Genomic DNA, 16073 nt, shown 5'->3' on the forward strand with positions numbered 1-16073 from the left:
CGGTTGACAGAGGCTACTTGCCGGTAACAGACTGTTGTTACCGCAAGTAACGAATGGTTTTTGACAGCAGTACGTGGAGGGGAAAATGGCCGAGTTCACGCTCGAGCTCAACGACGACCAGAAGCAGGTCCGTGACTGGCTTCACGGCTTCGCCGCGGATGTTATCCGTCCGGCCGCTTCGGAGTGGGACGAGCGTGAGGAAACGCCCTGGCCCGTCATTCAGGAGGCGGCCAAGGTCGGCATCTACTCCCTGGACTTCTACGCCCAGCAGTTCTTCGACCCGACCGGCCTCGGCATCCCGATGGCGATGGAGGAGCTGTTCTGGGGGGACGCGGGCATCGCCCTGTCCATCGTCGGTACGGGCCTGGCGGCCGTCGGCGTCCTCGCCAACGGCACCGAGGAGCAGATAGGCACCTGGATCCCGCAGATGTACGGCGACGCGAACGATGTGAAGGTCGCCGCCTTCTGCTCCTCCGAGCCCGACGCAGGCTCCGACGTCGCCTCGATGCGCACCCGTGCGGTGTACGACCGGGCGAAGGACGAGTGGGTGCTCAACGGCACCAAGACCTGGGCGACCAACGGCGGCATCGCCAACGTCCATGTCGTGGTCGCGGTCGTGGACGCGGAGCTGGGTTCCAAGGGGCACGCCTCCTTCATCGTGCCGCCGGGTACTCCCGGGCTCTCCCAGGGCCAGAAGTTCAAGAAGCACGGCATCAGGGCCTCGCACACCGCCGAGGTCGTCCTGGAGGACGTCCGCGTGCCGGGGCACTGCCTGCTCGGCGGCAAGGAGAAGCTCGACCAGCGCATCGCGCGGGCCCGCGAGCGCGCCGCCTCCGGCGGCGGCGAGCGGGTGAAGAACGCGGCGATGGCCACGTTCGAGGCCTCCCGCCCGGCCGTCGGCGCGATGGCCGTCGGCACCGCCCGTGCCGCGTACGAGGTCGCGCTCGACTACGCGAAGACCCGGACCCAGTTCGGCCGCCCGATCATCGACAACCAGGGCATCGCCTTCCAGCTCGCCGACATGCGCACGCGGATCGACGCGGCCCGGCTGCTGGTCTGGCGCGCGTCCTGGATGGCGGCCGCCGGCAAGCCGTTCGAGTCGGCCGAGGGCTCCATGTCCAAGCTGTACGCGAGCGAGACCGCCAAGGAGGTCACCGCCCAGGCCGTCCAGATCCTCGGCGGCAACGGCTTCACCCGTGAGTACCCGGTGGAGCGGATGCACCGGGACGCCGCGATCTACACGATCTTCGAGGGCACCAGCGAGATCCAGCGCCTCGTGATCGCCCGCACGCTGTCGGGGATGCCCATCCGCTGACACCCGGACCGGCCCCGCGCGTCCCGGCCCCCGTCTCCCGCCGCACCGGCGGGAGACGGGGGCCGGTCGTCTGTGCTGGGCGGATGGTGTGCACCTGCCATGCCCCTGTAGATTCCCGGTGAAGATCGTGACTGGCCGATGGAGGGGAACGCACATGCTGAAGTCCACCGGAGGGCGGGTCCTGGCCGCCGCCGTCGCGGCGTTCGGCCTCGTCGTAGCCGCGCAGGGCACGGCCGCGGCTGCGCCGAAGTCGGTCGCGGCGAGTTTCGGCGGGTACGGCGAGTGGAACCCCGACCCCTCCGGCGGCATCCCCGGCGACTCGATCCGTGCCTGCGACACGAGCGCGGACGGCTGGGGCATCGAGGTGAAGCTCGACATCGGCCGCAACGGGACCTGGGACCGGGTCGCGAGCACCCGCGGTCACAACTCCCCCTACTGCAGCCCGTGGAAGAGCGGCGACATCAAGGAGGGCACGCCCGTGAGCGTCCAGGTGACGAACGTGGACGGCGGCGTCACCTACCCCAAGGGCTCGCTTCTGCTCAGCCACGCCTGAGCCGTCTTCGAACTGCTTCGGGACTCCGTCGGGGCGAGCGGCGAACCCCAACGGAGCCACGCCCGGTGCCGCCGGGCGGCCGGCGGCGATCCGGCCGCGGGCCACCCGGTGGCTTCGGCTCAGGCGGGCAGCTGGGCCTCGATGGCCGCGACGAGCTCCGGGGCCTCCGGCTCGGTGGCGGGACGGAGCCGGGCGACCGGCTCGCCCGCAGGGGAGAGCAGGAACTTCTCGAAGTTCCACTTCACGTCACCGGCTTCGCCGTCGGCGTCCGCGAGCTTCGTCAGTTCCGTGTAGAGCGGGTGCCGGCCCTCGCCGTTGACGTCCGTCTTGGCCAGCAGCGGGAAGCTCACCCCGTACGTGGCGGAGCAGAACGCCTGGATCTCCTCGGAGCTGCCGGGCTCCTGGCCGGCGAACTGGTTGCACGGCACGCCGAGCACGGTGAAACCCCGGTCCCCGTAAGTCTTCTGCAGCCGCTCCAGACCGGCGTACTGCGGGGTCAGCCCGCACTTGGAGGCGACGTTCACCAGCAGGACGGCCTGGCCCCGGTAGGCGCCGAGGGTGGTCGGCTCGCCGGTCAGGGTGTGGAGGGGAATGTCGTACAGCGTCATGAGGGTCTCCTAGTAAATGGCTTTCACAGCCATTCTTACGCCGACAGGTCCCCACTCATACCCACAGGGTCATCGGGCTTGTGCCCACAGGTTCATCGGGACGAAGCCGATCGCACGGCCGTCCGGATCGAGCAGCCTGCCCATGAGCTTGACGGCGCGCAGCGCGACCGCCCGGTCGGCGATCCGCAGATGGGGCAGGGTCGCGGCCAGCCGTACCTCCAGGTCCTGGGCGTCCACCAGGGACGACACCCAGACCGTTGCGATCAGGTTCTGCGGACCGGCCAGGCCCAGGCACTGCCGGATCTCCGGGAGCTTCGCCAACTCCCTTGCTGTGGAGTCGAGATGCTCCGGTGACACGGTGCCGAAGAAGGTCACGGCGACCGGTGAGCCGGACAGTGAGCGGGTCAGGTCGCAGCGCAGGACCAGCCGGCCGGACTCCAGCAGCCGGTTCAGCCGGCGGCTCGCGGTGTTCACCGAGACGCCCAGCGTCTCGGCGAGTTCGCTCAGCGACATCCGCCCGTTCTCGCCGATCGCCGTGACCAGCTCGGCGTACTCGGGCAGGTGCTGGGAGCCGCCCAGCGCGGAGCGCCGGGACGCCGCCAGCGCCTCCTGCTGGGAGCGGTTCAGGCTCGTCAGCCGCCAGACGCTGCCCTCCGTGTAACTGCGGGTGACCAGATGGGCCCGGGTCGCCGTGATGCCGGGGATCGTGCCGAGCCGGTCCACGATGTAGCGCGAGAGCGCGCCGAAGCCGGTGGCCATGGCCGTGATCAGCAGGTCGCGGCCGCCTGCGGTGTGCTCCACGGTCACCGCGTGCGGGTCCGCCGAGAGCAGCTCGGCCACCGCCCCCGCCTGTCCCGGCGCGCAGTCGATCTCGATCAGCGCACCCGCGCCCGAGCCGCCGAACGGATAGGCGGTCACCCAGGCGTGGCCCGCCGCCCGCAGCCGCTCCCAGCGCCGGGCGACGGTCGCGGCGTCGATGTCCAGCGCCTTCGCCAGCTCCGTCCAGGGTGCCCGGGGGTTGATCTGCAAGGCGTTGACCAGGGCCAGGTCGAGCTCGCTGAGCGAGGGCAGGTTTTCAGTCATCCGATTTCCGAATCAGGAAACGTCATGGGAAAAAACTGCATTGGATCGTGATCCATGACAGAGATAAGCAATTCAAGGCCACTTACTGATCGGAGATTAGCATCGCCCTACCTCATCAGATCCAGCCAGTTCCCCACTCCGGAGGCGCCTCGTGCAGCAGCCCTTCGCCACCCTCACCGAGGCCGCCTCGGCCCTCCGGTCGGGCGCCGTCGGCAGCCGTGAACTCGTCACCGCCGCGCTCGCCGATGCCGATGTGCTCGATCCGCTGCTCGGCGTGTACGTGACCCGCTTCCCGGAACAGGCACTCGCCGCCGCCCGTGCGGCCGACTCCCGCCCGGCCGCCGAGCGCGGCACGCTGCACGGGCTGCCGCTCGCCGTGAAGGACAACCTCGCCACCGTCGAGGGCCCGGCCACCGCGCAGAGCCCAGCCCACGACCCGCACTGGTGGCGCGGGCTCGACGCGCCCGCCGTCGCCCGGCTGCGACGGGCCGGGGCCGTCGTCCTCGGCAAGACCACCATGGCCGAGTACGCCATGGGCCGCCCCGACCCCGCCCACGTCTTCCCGGTGCCGCGCAACCCCTGGGACCCCGAGCGGTGGACCGGCGGGTCGAGCACCGGCAACGGCGCCGGCATCGCCTCCGGCCTCTTCCTCGGCGCCCTCGGCAGCGACACCTCCGGCAGCGTCCGGCTGCCCGCCGCCCTGTGCGGCACCACCGGGCTCAAGACCACCTTCGGACTGCTGCCCACCGACGGCTGCCTGCCGCTCAGCCCCTCGCAGGACGTCCTCGGGCCGATGGCCGTCAGCGCCCGCGACTGCGGGCTCCTGCTCGACGCGCTGACCGGGCAGCCGGGCCGCGAGCCCGGGCCCGGCGGCGTACGCGGACTGCGCATCGGCGTGCCCTGCACACTCCTCGACACACCGGGCGTCACCGGGCCGTGCCGGGCGGCCTTTCACGACGCGCTGCGGACTCTGCGTGACCTCGGCTGCGAAATAAGGGAGTTCGAACTCCCGGAGTTCGGGTCCCTGCTCGCCGCCAACGCCGTGACCATGCTCGCCGAGGCCTTCTCCGAGCACGGCGAACGGCTCGCGGCCGACTGGGCCGGGCACGGGCGGGGCTTTCGCCGGCTGGCCGCAGCGGGCGGCCTGATTCCCGCGCACCTCTACCTCCGCGTCCAGCGCACCCGCGAACGGCTCACCGCCGCGCTGCTGGAGCGGATGGACGGCCCCGCCGGGGCCGACCTGATCGCCACTCCGACCTGGCCCGCACCCGCACGCCCGTACGCCCAGGAAGTCGCCCCCGGCGACGAACTCAACCTCACCGCCGTCTGGAACCCCACCGGCTTCCCGGCCCTCGCGCTGCCCATGGGCGCCGATCCGGCCGAGCTGCCGCTCTCCCTCCAACTGGCCGGCCGGCCCCGCGACGAGCGCACCCTGCTCCGCGCGGGCGAGGCCTTCCAGTCCGTCACCACCTGGCATCTGCGCCGGGCCGCGCCCGACCCCCGGCACCGGCCCGCCCCGCTCCGCGACCCGGACCGCGGCGAACCGGCGCCCGCCTCACCGGCTCCCTCCGTACCCGCCACCGGCCACGCCCCGGCCGACGTCGAGGAGGTCCTGGCGGCCGTCGGCATCACCCCGGGCCCGGCCGATCTGGCCGTCGTCCGGGCGGTGGCCCGCGCGCTCCTCGCAGCCGGCCGGCAACCGGCCGCCTGATCGGCCGGGCCCGCACAGCCGTACCCGTACCCGCACCTGCTCGCGTTCCCGAAGTGCCTCTGCCACGAACCCTTCCTGCCCCACCACCCGCCGCGCCCGTGTGCGCGGCCGTGCCCAAGTGGAGTTCCCCATGTCGCGTATCCAGCCCACCGCGGGCGCCGGCGCGCCTGGCCCCGGCGGCGCCCGTGTCGCCGCGGTCGTCGGATTCCTGGTCTTCGTCGAACTGACCAGCGGCATCATCCAGGGGATGATGCCGACCCTGCTGCCCGAACTCGGCACCGTGCTCCACGTCGGAGCGGGCGACCTCAACTGGGTCAACGCCGCACAGCTCCTCGCCGCCGCCGTCTCCGTACCGCTGTTCGGCCGGCTCGGGGACATGTACGGGCACCGGCGGCTGCTGCGGATCGCGGTCCTCTGCCTGGCCGCCGGCTCCGTCCTGGTCGCCTGGTCGCCCTCCTTCGAGGTGCTGCTGGTCGGGCGCGTCCTGCAGGGGCCGCTCGCCGCGCTCCTGCCCCTGGAGATCGGCCTGGTCCGCGACCGCCTGGACGCCGCGGGTGCCCGCAGCGCCATCGCCCTGCTCGTCGGCGCCCTCACCTTCGGTGCCAGCGCCGGAATGGTCATCGCCGGCCTGCTCCGCGAAGTCATCTCCTCGGTGCACGGCGTGCTCTGGATCCCCGCCGCCACGACCGTCCTGTGCGCCGGAGTCGTCTTCTTCCTGGTGCCCGAATCGAAGACCCGCGCCCCGGGCCGGGTCGACTGGGCCGGGGCCGGGCTGCTCAGCGTCGGGCTCGCCACGCTGCTGCTCGGCATTTCCCAGGGGCCCAAGTGGGGCTGGAGCGACGGCCGGACGCTGACCCTCCTCGCGGTCGCCGTCTGTACGCTCGTCATCTGGGTCCTGGTCGAACTCCGCGTCGCCGAGCCCATCGTCGACATCCGCCTCACCGTGCGGCGCACCCTGCTCCCCGTGTACGCGGCCAGCTTCCTTCTCGGCACCGCACTCTTCGGCGCCCAGACCGCCGCCGTCCTCTTCGTCTCCTCGCCCGCCGACAAGCTCGGCTACGGATTCGGCTACGACGCCCTGGGGATCGCGTGGCTGATGCTCCCGTCCGGCGTCATGGCGTTCGCCGCCTCACTCGTCGCCTCCCGGCTCTTCCGGCTGATCGGCGGACGCGGCGCACTCGCACTCAGCGGGCTCCTCATGGCGGCCGGCTATGTCTTCCTGATCGTGGCGCACGACGAGCCCTGGCAGTTCGTCGTCGTCAACGCCGTCGTCGGCTCCGGTGTCGGCCTGGCGCTGAGCGCCATGCCCGTCCTCGTCGTCGACGCCAGCCCGCAGGAGCGCACCGCGATCGCCACCGGCATCTACAACACCGCCAAGACGGTGGGTGGTTCGGTCGCCGGGGCCGTCTTCGCGGCGATCCTCACCGCGATCACCTTCAAGGGCACGAAGATCCCCACGATCGACGCCTACACCACCGTGTGGTGGTGCTGCGCGGGCGTGTCCGTCCTGGTCGCCGTCGCGGCCGCCGTCGTGGCCCGGCCCCGTACCGCCGTCCGCTGACCAGCCACCCGACCCAGTCCACACCTTCAGGGAAGGAACAGCGCCATGCCCGCGCACATCACCCCCGTACTCCTGCACAACGGCCTGCTCATCGACGGCACGGGGGCCGAACCGGTCCGCGACGGCGCCGTGCTCATCGAGGACGGACTCGTCCGCTGGGCCGGCCCGTCCGCCGACTGCCCCGTGCCCGCCGAGGGGACCCGCCGCATCGATGTCCGAGGCGGCACGATCCTGCCGGGCTTCATCGACTGCCACGTCCACATGGCGGCTCCCGGCACCGCACTGAGCCATGCCGAGATCGCCACCATGCCGCGCAGCCTGCTCACGTTCCTGGCCGCACCCCGGATGCGGCAGACGCTCGAAGCCGGCGTCACCACGGCCCGCGACCTGGGCGGGGCGGATGCCGGACACCGGCGGGCCGTCGAGTCAGGACTGCTGACCGGCCCCCGGCTGCTGGTGGCCGTCGCCATGCTCAGCCCGACCGGCGGGCACGGCGACTTCCGGGCCGGGAACGACGACCGCGCGAACGACAACACCATGGGGCGGCTGGCCGACGGCGACGCCGAATGCCGCCGGGCGGTGCGCGGCGTGCTGCGCCAGGGCGCCGACTGCGTCAAGATCGCCGCGACCGGCGGCGTGTGGAGCCCCACCGACCAGCCCGACGACGACGGATTCCTGGAGGACGAGATCCGCGCGATCACGGAGATCGCCGCCGGTCACCGCGGCAAGAAGGTCGCCGCCCACGCCCAGGGCAGGGGCGGCATTCTCAACGCGGTACGGGGCGGGGTCGCCAGCGTCGAGCACGGCTACGAGATCGACGACGAGGCCATCGACCTGATGCTGGAGCGCGGCACGTTCCTCGTCCCGACGCTCACCACCGCCAACACCGACCCCGACCCGAACAAGGCGGCGCCCTGGGCGTACGCGAAGAAGAGGCACTGGCAGGAGGTCGCCCGCAAGCACATCCCGCACGCCATCGAGCGCGGTGTGCGGGTCGCCATGGGAACCGACTGCGGCATCGCCGAGCACGGCACCAACCTGCGGGAGCTGGGCCACCTCGTGGACTGCGGCATGACGCCGATGGGCGCGCTGCGCGCCGGAACCTCGGAGGCCGCCGAACTCCTCGGCATCGCCCACGAGACCGGCACCCTGGAGCCCGGCAAGCGCGCCGACGTCGTCATAGCCCGAGGCAACCCGCTCGACGACATCCGCGCCCTCGGCGACCCCGGGAACATCCTGGTGGTGATGAAGGACGGCGTCGTCTACAAGGACGTCGACGGGTTCGCCGCCTGAACCTGAGCCCGGGCCTGAGCGGCGCCGGCCGGGCCGACCGCCTTGTAGTAGTAGGTGGTGGCCCTGAGGACGCCCGCCGGGTCGGCGGCGTAGCCGGGGACGGAGCCGCACGCGGTCCAGCCCGCCGAGCGGTAGAGCCGCTCGGCGGCGCTGCCGCTCTCGGTGTCCAGGACGAGCAGTGCCACGCCGTCCCCGGCCGAGGTCCGTTCGACCGCGTCCAGCAGCCGTCGGCCCAGACCCCGGCCCTGCGCGGACGGACGGACCATCAGCTTGGCGACCTCCGCGCGATGGCGGGCGTTGGGCAGTGGCGCCCGGACCAGGCCGATGGTCCCGGCGATCCGCTCACCGTCCCGGGCGATCCAGACCTGAAGGCGCCCCGCCGACACGGACGCGGCCTGCTCCCGCCACCAGCCGGCCGACGCGCCCCGGTCCAGTGGCGTGAGGAATCCCACGGAGGACCCGCCGTCAACGATCTCCACCAGGAGTGCGGCCAGCTCATCGGCGTACGTGACCAGTTCGGGTCCGGACACCTGGACGATCTCGGTCATGCGACAGGTCCTTTCAGGGCAGAACGATCATCAGTGCGTAACGGACCCCCGCCGGGCCCGGACAGTGGAAACGTGAAGGGCCGCGGAGCCGGAAGCGCAGACAGTCGCCGGTGCGCACGGTGTGCACGGTCTCGTCCACGGTGATCTCGACCGTCCCCTCCAGGACCCAGATGTGCTGCTCCAGGCCGGGGACGGGCGGGTTCTCGTACGCGATCGACGCCCCCGCGCCGAGCACTCCCTCGACGAGCTCGGCGCGCAGCCCCGGGTGCGGAGGTGAGACGGACCGGCGTACGAAGCCGGACTCCTCGTCGCGCCAGACCGTCTGGCGCCCGGCGGGCACCAGCTGCGCAGGCTCCGCCTCCACCTCCAGCAGCAGCCGGGACATGGTCCGCCCGTGGACCGTGCACAGCCGCCCGAGCAGGGCCGCGGTCGGGCTCAGCTCGCCGCGCTCCAGCCGCGAGAGCGTCGAACGGCTCACCCCCGTACGGTGCGCCAGCTCCTCCAGGGACCAGCCGCGCTCGGTGCGGAGCTCGGCCAGCCGTGCCGCGAGCCGGGCGTCCACCGTGCCCGGTTCGGCTCTCTCCGTTTCTCTCACAGCAGAGATTATATCTCTGTTCCGGGATGGGCTTTCAGGCCCGCGACGGCGGGCTCAGCAGGACGAGGGTGTCGCCCCGGACCGGTGCGGCCGAGCCTGGTCCGGTCACTGGTGTGAGCCGGCCGGCCGCACTCACCACGAAGAGCAGCTCGTGCCCGGCCGGCACCTCGCCGTCGAAGGGCCGGTTCACCACCCGCGCCCCGGCCTCGTACCTGCGGGTCAGTTCGTGGCCGGTGAGCTCCGGTCCGAACAGCGCCTCACCACCCGTGTACGGGGCCACGACGCCGTGGCTCGCCGACGGCGGACGGAGCCGGTGGACCGGGCCCTCCACGGTCTCGCGGAGCGTCATCGACGCGAGCGCGTTGAAATCGTCCTCGACGGTCAGCAGCAGTACGCCGCTGATCCCCTCGAGCTCCGCTCCGGCGCCGGTGGCCGACGCGAGCAGTTCACCGGGTGCCAGTTTCAGTCCAGCCTCCTGGATCCGTGCCCGCTCGGGGGCGGCGCCGGCCCACATCAGGACGTCCGGCCCCGCCGAGCGCAGCGCACACGCCAGGTCGACCGTCCACGGAGCGCCGCCCACCAGCAGCGGCCTGGACCTCGCGGGGCGCAGCACCCCCAGCCTCCGGGCCACCGGGAACGCCGTCAGGCCGTAGAGCGTGACCGTGGCGACGATCACCACGAAGGTGGCCGGGAGGATGCGCTCGGCGCCGCCGACGCCCTTCTCGACCAGGGTGGCGGAGAACGTGGAGGCGGTGGCCGCGGCGACGATGCCCCGGGGGGCCATCCAGCCGATGAACCACCGTTCCCCGCGCGGCACATCGGTCCCGAGCGTCGCGAGGTGCGCCACGGCGGGCCTGGTCACCAGGACGAGCAGCGCGGCCAGCGCCAGCGAGGGCAGCACCACGTGCCGCAGCGAGGCGGGAGTGACCGTGGCCGAGATGGAGATGAAGAGCAGACCGATGGTGAGCGAGACCAGGGTGTCGAAGAAGGGCCGCCGCGCCGGGATGTCCGGGCCGGGCAGATTGGCGACGGCCATCCCCATGACGACCGCGGAGATCAGCCCCGTGTCGTCGCGCAGCGCGTCGCACGCCGCCGCCACGCCGATCACGGCGGCGAACTGCACCGACGTACCCAGCTCCTCGCTCAGCCGCACCCGGCTCAGCAGCACCCACAGCAGACACGCCCCGACCGCACCACCGGCCACGCCCACCGCCGCACTGGCCGCGAACCCCGCCACCTGATGCCCGAACCCCGGCCGGCCGCCCGCGAGCACCCCGTGGAAGACCAGCGCCCCCAGGATCCCGCCGACCGGGTCGATCAGGGAGCCCTCCCAGATCAGGATGCGCCGCAACCGCTCGCTGGGGCGGACGAAGTTGAGCAGCGGCCCGACGACCGTCGGGCCGGAGACGACCAGGATCGACGCGAGCATCACGGCCGCGGGCCTCGACATGTCCAGTACCGGGATGGCGAACAGTGCGGCGGACACCACCGTGAGCAGGGTCCCGATCCAGAGCAGCCTGATCACGACGCGGCGGTTGTGCCCCTTGAGCCTGCTGATGTCCAGCCCCAGCCCGGCGTCGTAGAGGATCACCGCCACCGCCAGCGACACCAGCGGGGAGAACGCGGAGCCCAGCAGCCTCGCCGGATCGACGTCGTCCGTCAGCGCGCCGGCGGCGAAACCCGCCGGCAGCAGGACGAGCAGCGCCGGCACCCGCAGCCGGCCGGCCAGCAGCTGTGAACCGACCGCCAGTACCACAATCAGTCCCAGGCCCAGGAACACCTGATCGTCCGTCATGACCGCGCCTCCTGCGGCGGGAGCGCCGGGCCGGCGCTTCCGCCCCGTGGATCACCCCGCACGACCACCCTCCGTGGCGGCGAACGGCAGAGGGGGAAGGGCTCGCACCGGGGACCGGCCGAGTCCGCCGCTGTCCGCCGGACGGGCTAACGGGGTGCTGCCGCCGCCTCCGCGACGGTCACGACCGGCTGTCGTCCCAGGGCGTGCCCATCCAGCTGTCGAAGGAGCGGATCAACGCCGCCAGAACGGCCGCCAGCCGCCAGTCGACCCACGGAGCGTGCACATGGATCTCGTCGTCGTCCGACCGGAACTCCAGCGGGACGTCCTCGCCCGCCCGCCAGATGACGCGCCGGGGCCCGCGGGCCACATCGCCGCCGCCGGACAGGACGCTGCCCACACCGATGGCCACCTGGACGGGGAACAGCAGCCACCACACGTACCACCAGAAGATCCGGCCCTTGTAGCCGACGGCCTCGGGGCAGCCGGTCTGGGTGACCGTCCAGCGGGTCCGCAGCCCCCGGCCGTACAGCGCCTTCTCACGGAGGACCGTCCCGATGAGCGCGCCCTGTCCGTCCAGCACCTGATACACGGACACGCCCTCGGCCGTGGAGGCGGTGACCAGTGAGGCGAGCCGGGAGCCGCGTTCCGGATCGGCCCACAGGACGAAGGAGCGGACACCCTCCTTCCGGGCCGCGAGGTACGCCGGTATCCCGCCCGGCGGCAGTTCGCGCTCCACGTGCGCGACCGGCCGTGCGACGCCTTCCGGCGTGTCGGCGAGGGCGACGAAATGCCCGACGGGGCGGACCGTTCCCGGCGCGGCCGCCTTCTCCGCCTTCTTGTCCCGGGGGACGGACTGCAAAGTCAGGACGCTGGTCACCTGCGGACTCCTCCGGATACGGGGCGGGAAGTCGCAGAGTAGTCCGGGGGCTTGAGAAGATCGACGGGTGGAGTCTCCCGAACCCTTCCCCGGATCCGGTCCCGAGCCGCTGCCCGAGGCCGAGCGGGCGGCGGTCCGTCGCACCGTGCGCTGCCGGCTGTGCGGACGCCCCCTCACCGGCACGGCCTCACGCCGCACCGGCCTCGGACCCGCCTGCGACGCCAAACTCCATCCGGCGCCGCCCGACATCCGTACCCGCCGCCACGAGGTCGAACAGGACCCGCTGCCGGGCATCTGAGCCCGGGTTGTCAGGAGGTCCTGCACCGTATCGATCAGCCCCAGGTGAGCGGATCGAGATGGAGGTAGAAGCGCAGGCGGTCGTGGTCGAGGGCGATGCCGTACCTCTCGGCGAAGGCCATGTCCGCAGCCCGGGCCCGCTCCTCGTCCGTCCATGTCTCCCGCGCGTTCGCGAGCAGCAGTGCCAAGTCGGCGTAGCGGTCGGCCAGTCCGAGGCGGCCCAGGTCAATGAAGCCTGCCACGTCCAGGGTCTGCGGATCGAGGACGATGTTGGGCAGGCACAGATCCCCGTGGCAGACGACCGTGTCGCCCGCTTCCTGCTCCCGTCGCCGTGAGACCTGCCCGGTGAGGCGGTCCAGCAGTTCCGCGGCGGGCGTCTGCTGCTGGTCGACGGGGAGGAACTCGGGGTTGACGGCGTCACGGGCCACGACGTCGCGCGCCACGGTGACCACAGCGTCCAGACCCCGGCGGAAGGGGCACCGGGACACGGGCACCTCATGCAGTCGGCGGACCGCGTCCGCGATGTGTTCCCAGGCACCCCGCAGGTCCACAGCCGGCACCTGATCAGCAGGTATGCCGGAGACGGCACTCGTCACCAGACAGGCGCCGACGTCACCGGACTGCCAGTCGAGCACTCGGGGGCCGGGTACACCCTGACCGCTCAGCCAGGCGACCCGGTCGCGTTCGGCTTGCAGGTCGGCTGCGTCCACGGCGGGCACGCACTTGGCATACCGAGTGGCGTCCGCGCTGCGGAAGACGGTGGCTCCCGACTCGCCCGCCGTGACGGGCGACCAGCCGCCGTCATCCACGCCGAGCGGTACCGGCGATACGGTCCGAATCCCGCGGCGATCGCTCATGACGGACACTCTAGCCAGCCCGGCACAAGGGATCGGGACCGCAGGGATCCCCGCCCTTACGACGCGCCCGACGAGCGGCGTTCTATTTGGTCACGGTGGGGTTGATCCAGGCTCCGTAGCCCTCCCTGGTGTAGGACTCGTGTGCGGCGAGCGTGAGGCGGAAGGCCCCGCGGATGTCGATGGAGAGCTCCTTCACCTTGTCGCCCGGCCCCATCGTGAACTCCTTGACGGTGTTGCCGTCGACCTGCACGGTGAAGACGACGCTGTAGCCGCTGGGCGTGCTGTCGGAGACGCCGATGGCGGTGACGAGTGTGTTGTACTTCCGGCCGAGTTGCCAGGTGCGGTCGGCGTCGAACCCGTACAAGGTCTTGGGGTAGTCGCGGGTGTCGACGGTCAGGGCACCGGCGGTGAACGAGCGTTTGGTGTCGTCGGCGTCCGATTCCATCGGCAGCACGTCCTCGATCAGCGACCCGCGCTCCTGCTGTGGCGTGGGGACCGGCGTGGTCGTCGGTGACTGGGTTTCTGTCGGCTCGGCGGCCGGCCCACGGCTGTCGGGCTCAGGCGTCGCGGTGACGGTGACGGTCTCCTGGACAGTTCTGGCGGTGGGCGAGTTCACCACCGTGGGTAACCCGAAGAATCCCAGCAGGAGTCCGAGAACCGCGGTCACTGCGGAGATCAGCGCCGCCCATTCGGCCATACGGCGATTTGATGGTGCGGGTCGAGGATCCCCGTCGGGTCTGCTGGGATCGGGAGGCGGCGTTGGCGGTCGCCCCGGCGGAATGGAAGGGGGGACGGGGGGTGGCGCTCCGGGGCCGGACGGGGGTGACGGCGCTCCGCTCATTGGCTGCTCTCCCATGCTCCGGTGACGCATACGCGTACAACACCGAACTCGGCTTGCCCGCAAAGGTGTTCATGATATTCAACCCCACGGATGCTGGAGGTAAAGGGTGCCTCGGCAGTGGGCGGCCCGTGGCTCTTGGAGCAAGACGCCGCTGGAGGCGCTCGCCTCGCGGACGCACCTGCCCGGCCATGAAGCTGCGGCCGATTTCGGCATCGCGAACCTTTGTTGACGGCCAGGTGTCGGAGTGCCCGCGGTCTTGGGGTCCGGGCCCGGGGCGGGACTGTGCCATTGGCCGAGCGGACCGGGTGTCCGTCGTTCAAGTGGGTGGCGAGCGCTGCTGCCTCGGGAGGCTCGGGCCGGCATCCAGCGTGATCTCCAGGCCGACAGGCCGTCCGCCGCGACGGCGCGGCCGGGAAACGAGGAGGACCGCCCTGAAGAACCGGAACCGCCGCCCGTACTTAGCGGTCAGAGCCCGCTTGGCCGCCCGCGACTCGCCCCGTCCCAGGATCCGGGCCAGCCCCGGACACCACGCACCGAACGGCACGCCGTGGACATCGGATGCCGCAACCTCGACCCTGGAGTTCCGGGAGATCCGGCGGACCTTCCAGGAACGGGACGGGGTGTAGCCGAAAAGCCGCCCCCCGGCCGGGGCCAGCCAGATCGGGACCGTCACCGTCGACCCGTCGCGGCAGAACGTACGCAGCGCGAAGTACTCGTTCGACGCCCACTGCGCGGCGTCCCGCCGGCCGCGGTCCCGCCGCCTCACGGCTGCGCCGTCCAGCGGGCACCGAGCAGCCGGAAGAGCCCGGCCCGCAGGTAGTAGAGATTGGTGACCACGTTGATCGCGACGAAGGTGACCGGCCACAGCAGGCCCCCGAGCCAGACCACCTCGTCAACCGGCATCCAGTAGGCCATGAGCACGCGGATCACCGCGTCGGCGAGCAACGCCCCGCCCCAGATCAGACTGGAGACCCGCCAAATGCGCCGGAAAGCTGGCTCATCCGCCCACAGGGTGTCCCAGGAGGCCGGGGCGAACGCGCGCCGCCCCTCCATCAGCGGGCGGGCGACGGAGAACGCGATCGGACGCCTGAAGGCAACACTGGCCACGAACACGACGCCCCAGAGACCGGTCAGCAGTCCTTCCTTGGCCAGCAGGAAACGGGAGCTGTGAGTCCACATGGCCAACAGGACCGACAGCGCCATGGTGGCGAACACCAGGACCGCGACCGGGTCCACCCGCCGTGTCCTGGCGAGTCGCCAGGCCGCGGCGAATGCGAGCAGGACGGCACCGGAGGCCAGAGCCACCAGCGAGGAGAACCCCAGACTCCGCATCAAGTAGTAGCAGCCGATCGGCGCGCCGATGTCGAAGGCGAAGATCCCTAACTGACGGCCCAAACCCACCGAGTCCGATGACGCGTCAGAAGTCGGCGGCGTCCGGCTCTTCCCCGTCATGCTCGCGTCGCCCTGTCGAACGTCGCGGCGACTTCATCGGCGAACGAGCCGGTGTCAAGGTCTGGATCCGCGGCCAGCATGAACGGCAGCCCGTCGACGGCCCGCTGGATCAGCGTGGCCATCACCCTGGTGTCGAAGGGGCGGAATGCCCCCTCCTGCTGGCCCTGTTGCAGGATTCCCTCCAGCGGCGAGACCACCTGGGCCTCGTTCTCCGCGTCGTAGCGGAACCCTCCGGCAAGGAAGATCTCCAGCAGCGCCTTCATCTCCTGCCGGTGCCCGGCGATGAACGCGACAGTGGCACGAATGTAGAGGCCCAGCGCATCGGCGGGGCCGGACGCCGCAGCCATCCGCTCACCGACGAACCCTCCGATCATCGACAGCACCTCGCCGACGACCTCGCGGATCAAGTCGTCCCGCCCGGCGAAGTGGTAGGAGATCCGGCTCGTGCTGGACAGGCCGGCCCGCTCGGCGATCTTGGCGAAGCTGGCCTTGTGGCAACCGACATCGGCGATGGTGGTGATCGCCGCCTCGACGATCTGCACCCGCCTCGCGGTCTCGGTGAACGTCCGGTCCTTGGATGTCGCAGTCCGAACATTAGCTCGCATGAACTGAGAGTAGCTCAGTTAAGCCATTCTGTACGGAGCATGCTCGACCCGGTTACCACGCACTGAGGAGGGCCAGGCGCGG

General features: G+C 71.6%; 17 protein-coding genes. 6 read left to right on the top strand and 11 right to left on the bottom strand.

Features of this window, described 5'->3' with window-relative positions:
* Nucleotides 1-85 precede the first annotated feature (85 nt).
* Entirely contained in the window at nucleotides 86-1315 is a 1230-nt protein-coding gene (locus ACGFU6_RS00150; RefSeq protein ID WP_393607050.1) for an acyl-CoA dehydrogenase family protein, read from the top strand.
* Between the two features lie 154 nt (nucleotides 1316-1469).
* Nucleotides 1470-1868 (top strand): hypothetical protein, encoded by a 399-nt coding sequence (locus ACGFU6_RS00155; RefSeq protein ID WP_393607052.1) that lies wholly within the window; start codon nucleotides 1470-1472, stop codon nucleotides 1866-1868.
* A gap of 119 nt (nucleotides 1869-1987) precedes the next feature.
* On the opposite strand, the gene ACGFU6_RS00160 is transcribed toward ACGFU6_RS00155, so the two are convergent.
* Complete coding sequence (locus ACGFU6_RS00160) at nucleotides 1988-2476, bottom strand: glutathione peroxidase (RefSeq protein WP_393607054.1); 489 nt, start codon at nucleotides 2474-2476, stop codon at nucleotides 1988-1990.
* A 69-nt stretch (nucleotides 2477-2545) separates the two neighbouring features.
* On the bottom strand, nucleotides 2546-3559 hold the full coding sequence (locus ACGFU6_RS00165) for an Lrp/AsnC family transcriptional regulator (protein WP_393607056.1): 1014 nt from the start codon (nucleotides 3557-3559) through the stop codon (nucleotides 2546-2548).
* A gap of 151 nt (nucleotides 3560-3710) precedes the next feature.
* Here ACGFU6_RS00165 and ACGFU6_RS00170 point away from each other — a divergent pair, with 151 nt between their 5' ends.
* From ACGFU6_RS00170 to ACGFU6_RS00180, 3 genes are all read left to right on the top strand, one after another.
* On the top strand, nucleotides 3711-5270 hold the full coding sequence (locus tag ACGFU6_RS00170; RefSeq protein ID WP_393607058.1) for an amidase: 1560 nt from the start codon (nucleotides 3711-3713) through the stop codon (nucleotides 5268-5270).
* 130 nt (nucleotides 5271-5400) lie between these two features.
* Nucleotides 5401-6831 carry an MFS transporter gene (locus ACGFU6_RS00175; RefSeq protein WP_393607060.1) on the top strand — a complete coding sequence of 477 codons (1431 nt, stop codon included), beginning with the start codon at nucleotides 5401-5403 and terminating at the stop codon, nucleotides 6829-6831.
* 45 nt (nucleotides 6832-6876) lie between these two features.
* The gene (locus ACGFU6_RS00180) at nucleotides 6877-8124 is read left to right on the top strand and encodes an amidohydrolase family protein (protein WP_393607062.1); all 1248 of its coding nucleotides are present in this window, start codon (nucleotides 6877-6879) and stop codon (nucleotides 8122-8124) included.
* On the opposite strand, the gene ACGFU6_RS00185 is transcribed toward ACGFU6_RS00180, so the two are convergent.
* The 4 genes from ACGFU6_RS00185 to ACGFU6_RS00200 all read right to left on the bottom strand — a co-directional run bounded on the left by ACGFU6_RS00185 (nucleotide 8094) and on the right by ACGFU6_RS00200 (nucleotide 11939).
* Nucleotides 8094-8672 (bottom strand): GNAT family N-acetyltransferase, encoded by a 579-nt coding sequence (locus ACGFU6_RS00185; protein WP_393607064.1) that lies wholly within the window; start codon nucleotides 8670-8672, stop codon nucleotides 8094-8096. The two genes, ACGFU6_RS00180 and ACGFU6_RS00185, sit on opposite strands and share 31 nt — an antisense overlap.
* Before the next feature lie 13 nt (nucleotides 8673-8685).
* On the bottom strand, nucleotides 8686-9267 hold the full coding sequence (locus ACGFU6_RS00190) for a helix-turn-helix domain-containing protein (RefSeq protein WP_393607066.1): 582 nt from the start codon (nucleotides 9265-9267) through the stop codon (nucleotides 8686-8688).
* Nucleotides 9268-9301: 34 nt separating this feature from the next.
* On the bottom strand, nucleotides 9302-11062 hold the full coding sequence (locus tag ACGFU6_RS00195) for a cation:proton antiporter (protein ID WP_393607068.1): 1761 nt from the start codon (nucleotides 11060-11062) through the stop codon (nucleotides 9302-9304).
* Between the two features lie 178 nt (nucleotides 11063-11240).
* Nucleotides 11241-11939, bottom strand: coding sequence for a hypothetical protein (locus tag ACGFU6_RS00200; protein WP_393607070.1), 699 nt, complete (start codon nucleotides 11937-11939; stop codon nucleotides 11241-11243).
* Between the two features lie 67 nt (nucleotides 11940-12006).
* Here ACGFU6_RS00200 and ACGFU6_RS00205 point away from each other — a divergent pair, with 67 nt between their 5' ends.
* On the top strand, nucleotides 12007-12237 hold the full coding sequence (locus ACGFU6_RS00205) for a DUF6011 domain-containing protein (protein WP_393607072.1): 231 nt from the start codon (nucleotides 12007-12009) through the stop codon (nucleotides 12235-12237).
* A gap of 34 nt (nucleotides 12238-12271) precedes the next feature.
* On the opposite strand, the gene ACGFU6_RS00210 is transcribed toward ACGFU6_RS00205, so the two are convergent.
* The 5 genes from ACGFU6_RS00210 to ACGFU6_RS00230 form a co-directional block, all read right to left on the bottom strand.
* Nucleotides 12272-13093 carry an APH(3'') family aminoglycoside O-phosphotransferase gene (locus ACGFU6_RS00210; protein ID WP_393607074.1) on the bottom strand — a complete coding sequence of 274 codons (822 nt, stop codon included), beginning with the start codon at nucleotides 13091-13093 and terminating at the stop codon, nucleotides 12272-12274.
* Between the two features lie 82 nt (nucleotides 13094-13175).
* Nucleotides 13176-13790 carry an NPCBM/NEW2 domain-containing protein gene (locus tag ACGFU6_RS00215; protein ID WP_393607076.1) on the bottom strand — a complete coding sequence of 205 codons (615 nt, stop codon included), beginning with the start codon at nucleotides 13788-13790 and terminating at the stop codon, nucleotides 13176-13178.
* 460 nt (nucleotides 13791-14250) lie between these two features.
* Nucleotides 14251-14700 carry a PPOX class F420-dependent oxidoreductase gene (locus ACGFU6_RS00220; protein WP_393607078.1) on the bottom strand — a complete coding sequence of 150 codons (450 nt, stop codon included), beginning with the start codon at nucleotides 14698-14700 and terminating at the stop codon, nucleotides 14251-14253.
* Nucleotides 14697-15335 carry a VC0807 family protein gene (locus tag ACGFU6_RS00225; protein ID WP_393607080.1) on the bottom strand — a complete coding sequence of 213 codons (639 nt, stop codon included), beginning with the start codon at nucleotides 15333-15335 and terminating at the stop codon, nucleotides 14697-14699. Before ACGFU6_RS00225 ends, ACGFU6_RS00220 begins: the two co-directional genes overlap by 4 nt.
* Nucleotides 15336-15382: 47 nt before the next feature.
* Nucleotides 15383-15928: a TetR/AcrR family transcriptional regulator gene (locus ACGFU6_RS00230; protein WP_393607082.1), complete on the bottom strand. Its 546-nt coding sequence runs from the start codon at nucleotides 15926-15928 to the stop codon at nucleotides 15383-15385.
* Nucleotides 15929-16073: the final 145 nt, after the last annotated feature.

The sequence above is a fragment of the Streptomyces sp. NPDC048462 genome (assembly GCF_043200175.1).
Classification (GTDB): Bacteria; Actinomycetota; Actinomycetes; order Streptomycetales; family Streptomycetaceae; genus Streptomyces.

Bases quoted from the DNA above. Each gene is read 5' to 3' on its own strand.
- ACGFU6_RS00150 (WP_393607050.1), top strand. From the start codon at position 86: ATGGCCGAGTTCACGCTCGAGCTCAACGACGACCAGAAGCAGGTCCGT.
- ACGFU6_RS00155 (WP_393607052.1), top strand. From the start codon at position 1,470: ATGCTGAAGTCCACCGGAGGGCGGGTCCTGGCCGCCGCCGTCGCGGCG.
- ACGFU6_RS00160 (WP_393607054.1), bottom strand. From the start codon at position 2,476: ATGACGCTGTACGACATTCCCCTCCACACCCTGACCGGCGAGCCGACC.
- ACGFU6_RS00165 (WP_393607056.1), bottom strand. From the start codon at position 3,559: ATGACTGAAAACCTGCCCTCGCTCAGCGAGCTCGACCTGGCCCTGGTC.
- ACGFU6_RS00175 (WP_393607060.1), top strand. From the start codon at position 5,401: ATGTCGCGTATCCAGCCCACCGCGGGCGCCGGCGCGCCTGGCCCCGGC.
- ACGFU6_RS00180 (WP_393607062.1), top strand. From the start codon at position 6,877: ATGCCCGCGCACATCACCCCCGTACTCCTGCACAACGGCCTGCTCATC.
- ACGFU6_RS00185 (WP_393607064.1), bottom strand. From the start codon at position 8,672: ATGACCGAGATCGTCCAGGTGTCCGGACCCGAACTGGTCACGTACGCC.
- ACGFU6_RS00195 (WP_393607068.1), bottom strand. From the start codon at position 11,062: ATGACGGACGATCAGGTGTTCCTGGGCCTGGGACTGATTGTGGTACTG.
- ACGFU6_RS00210 (WP_393607074.1), bottom strand. From the start codon at position 13,093: ATGAGCGATCGCCGCGGGATTCGGACCGTATCGCCGGTACCGCTCGGC.
- ACGFU6_RS00215 (WP_393607076.1), bottom strand. From the start codon at position 13,790: ATGGCCGAATGGGCGGCGCTGATCTCCGCAGTGACCGCGGTTCTCGGA.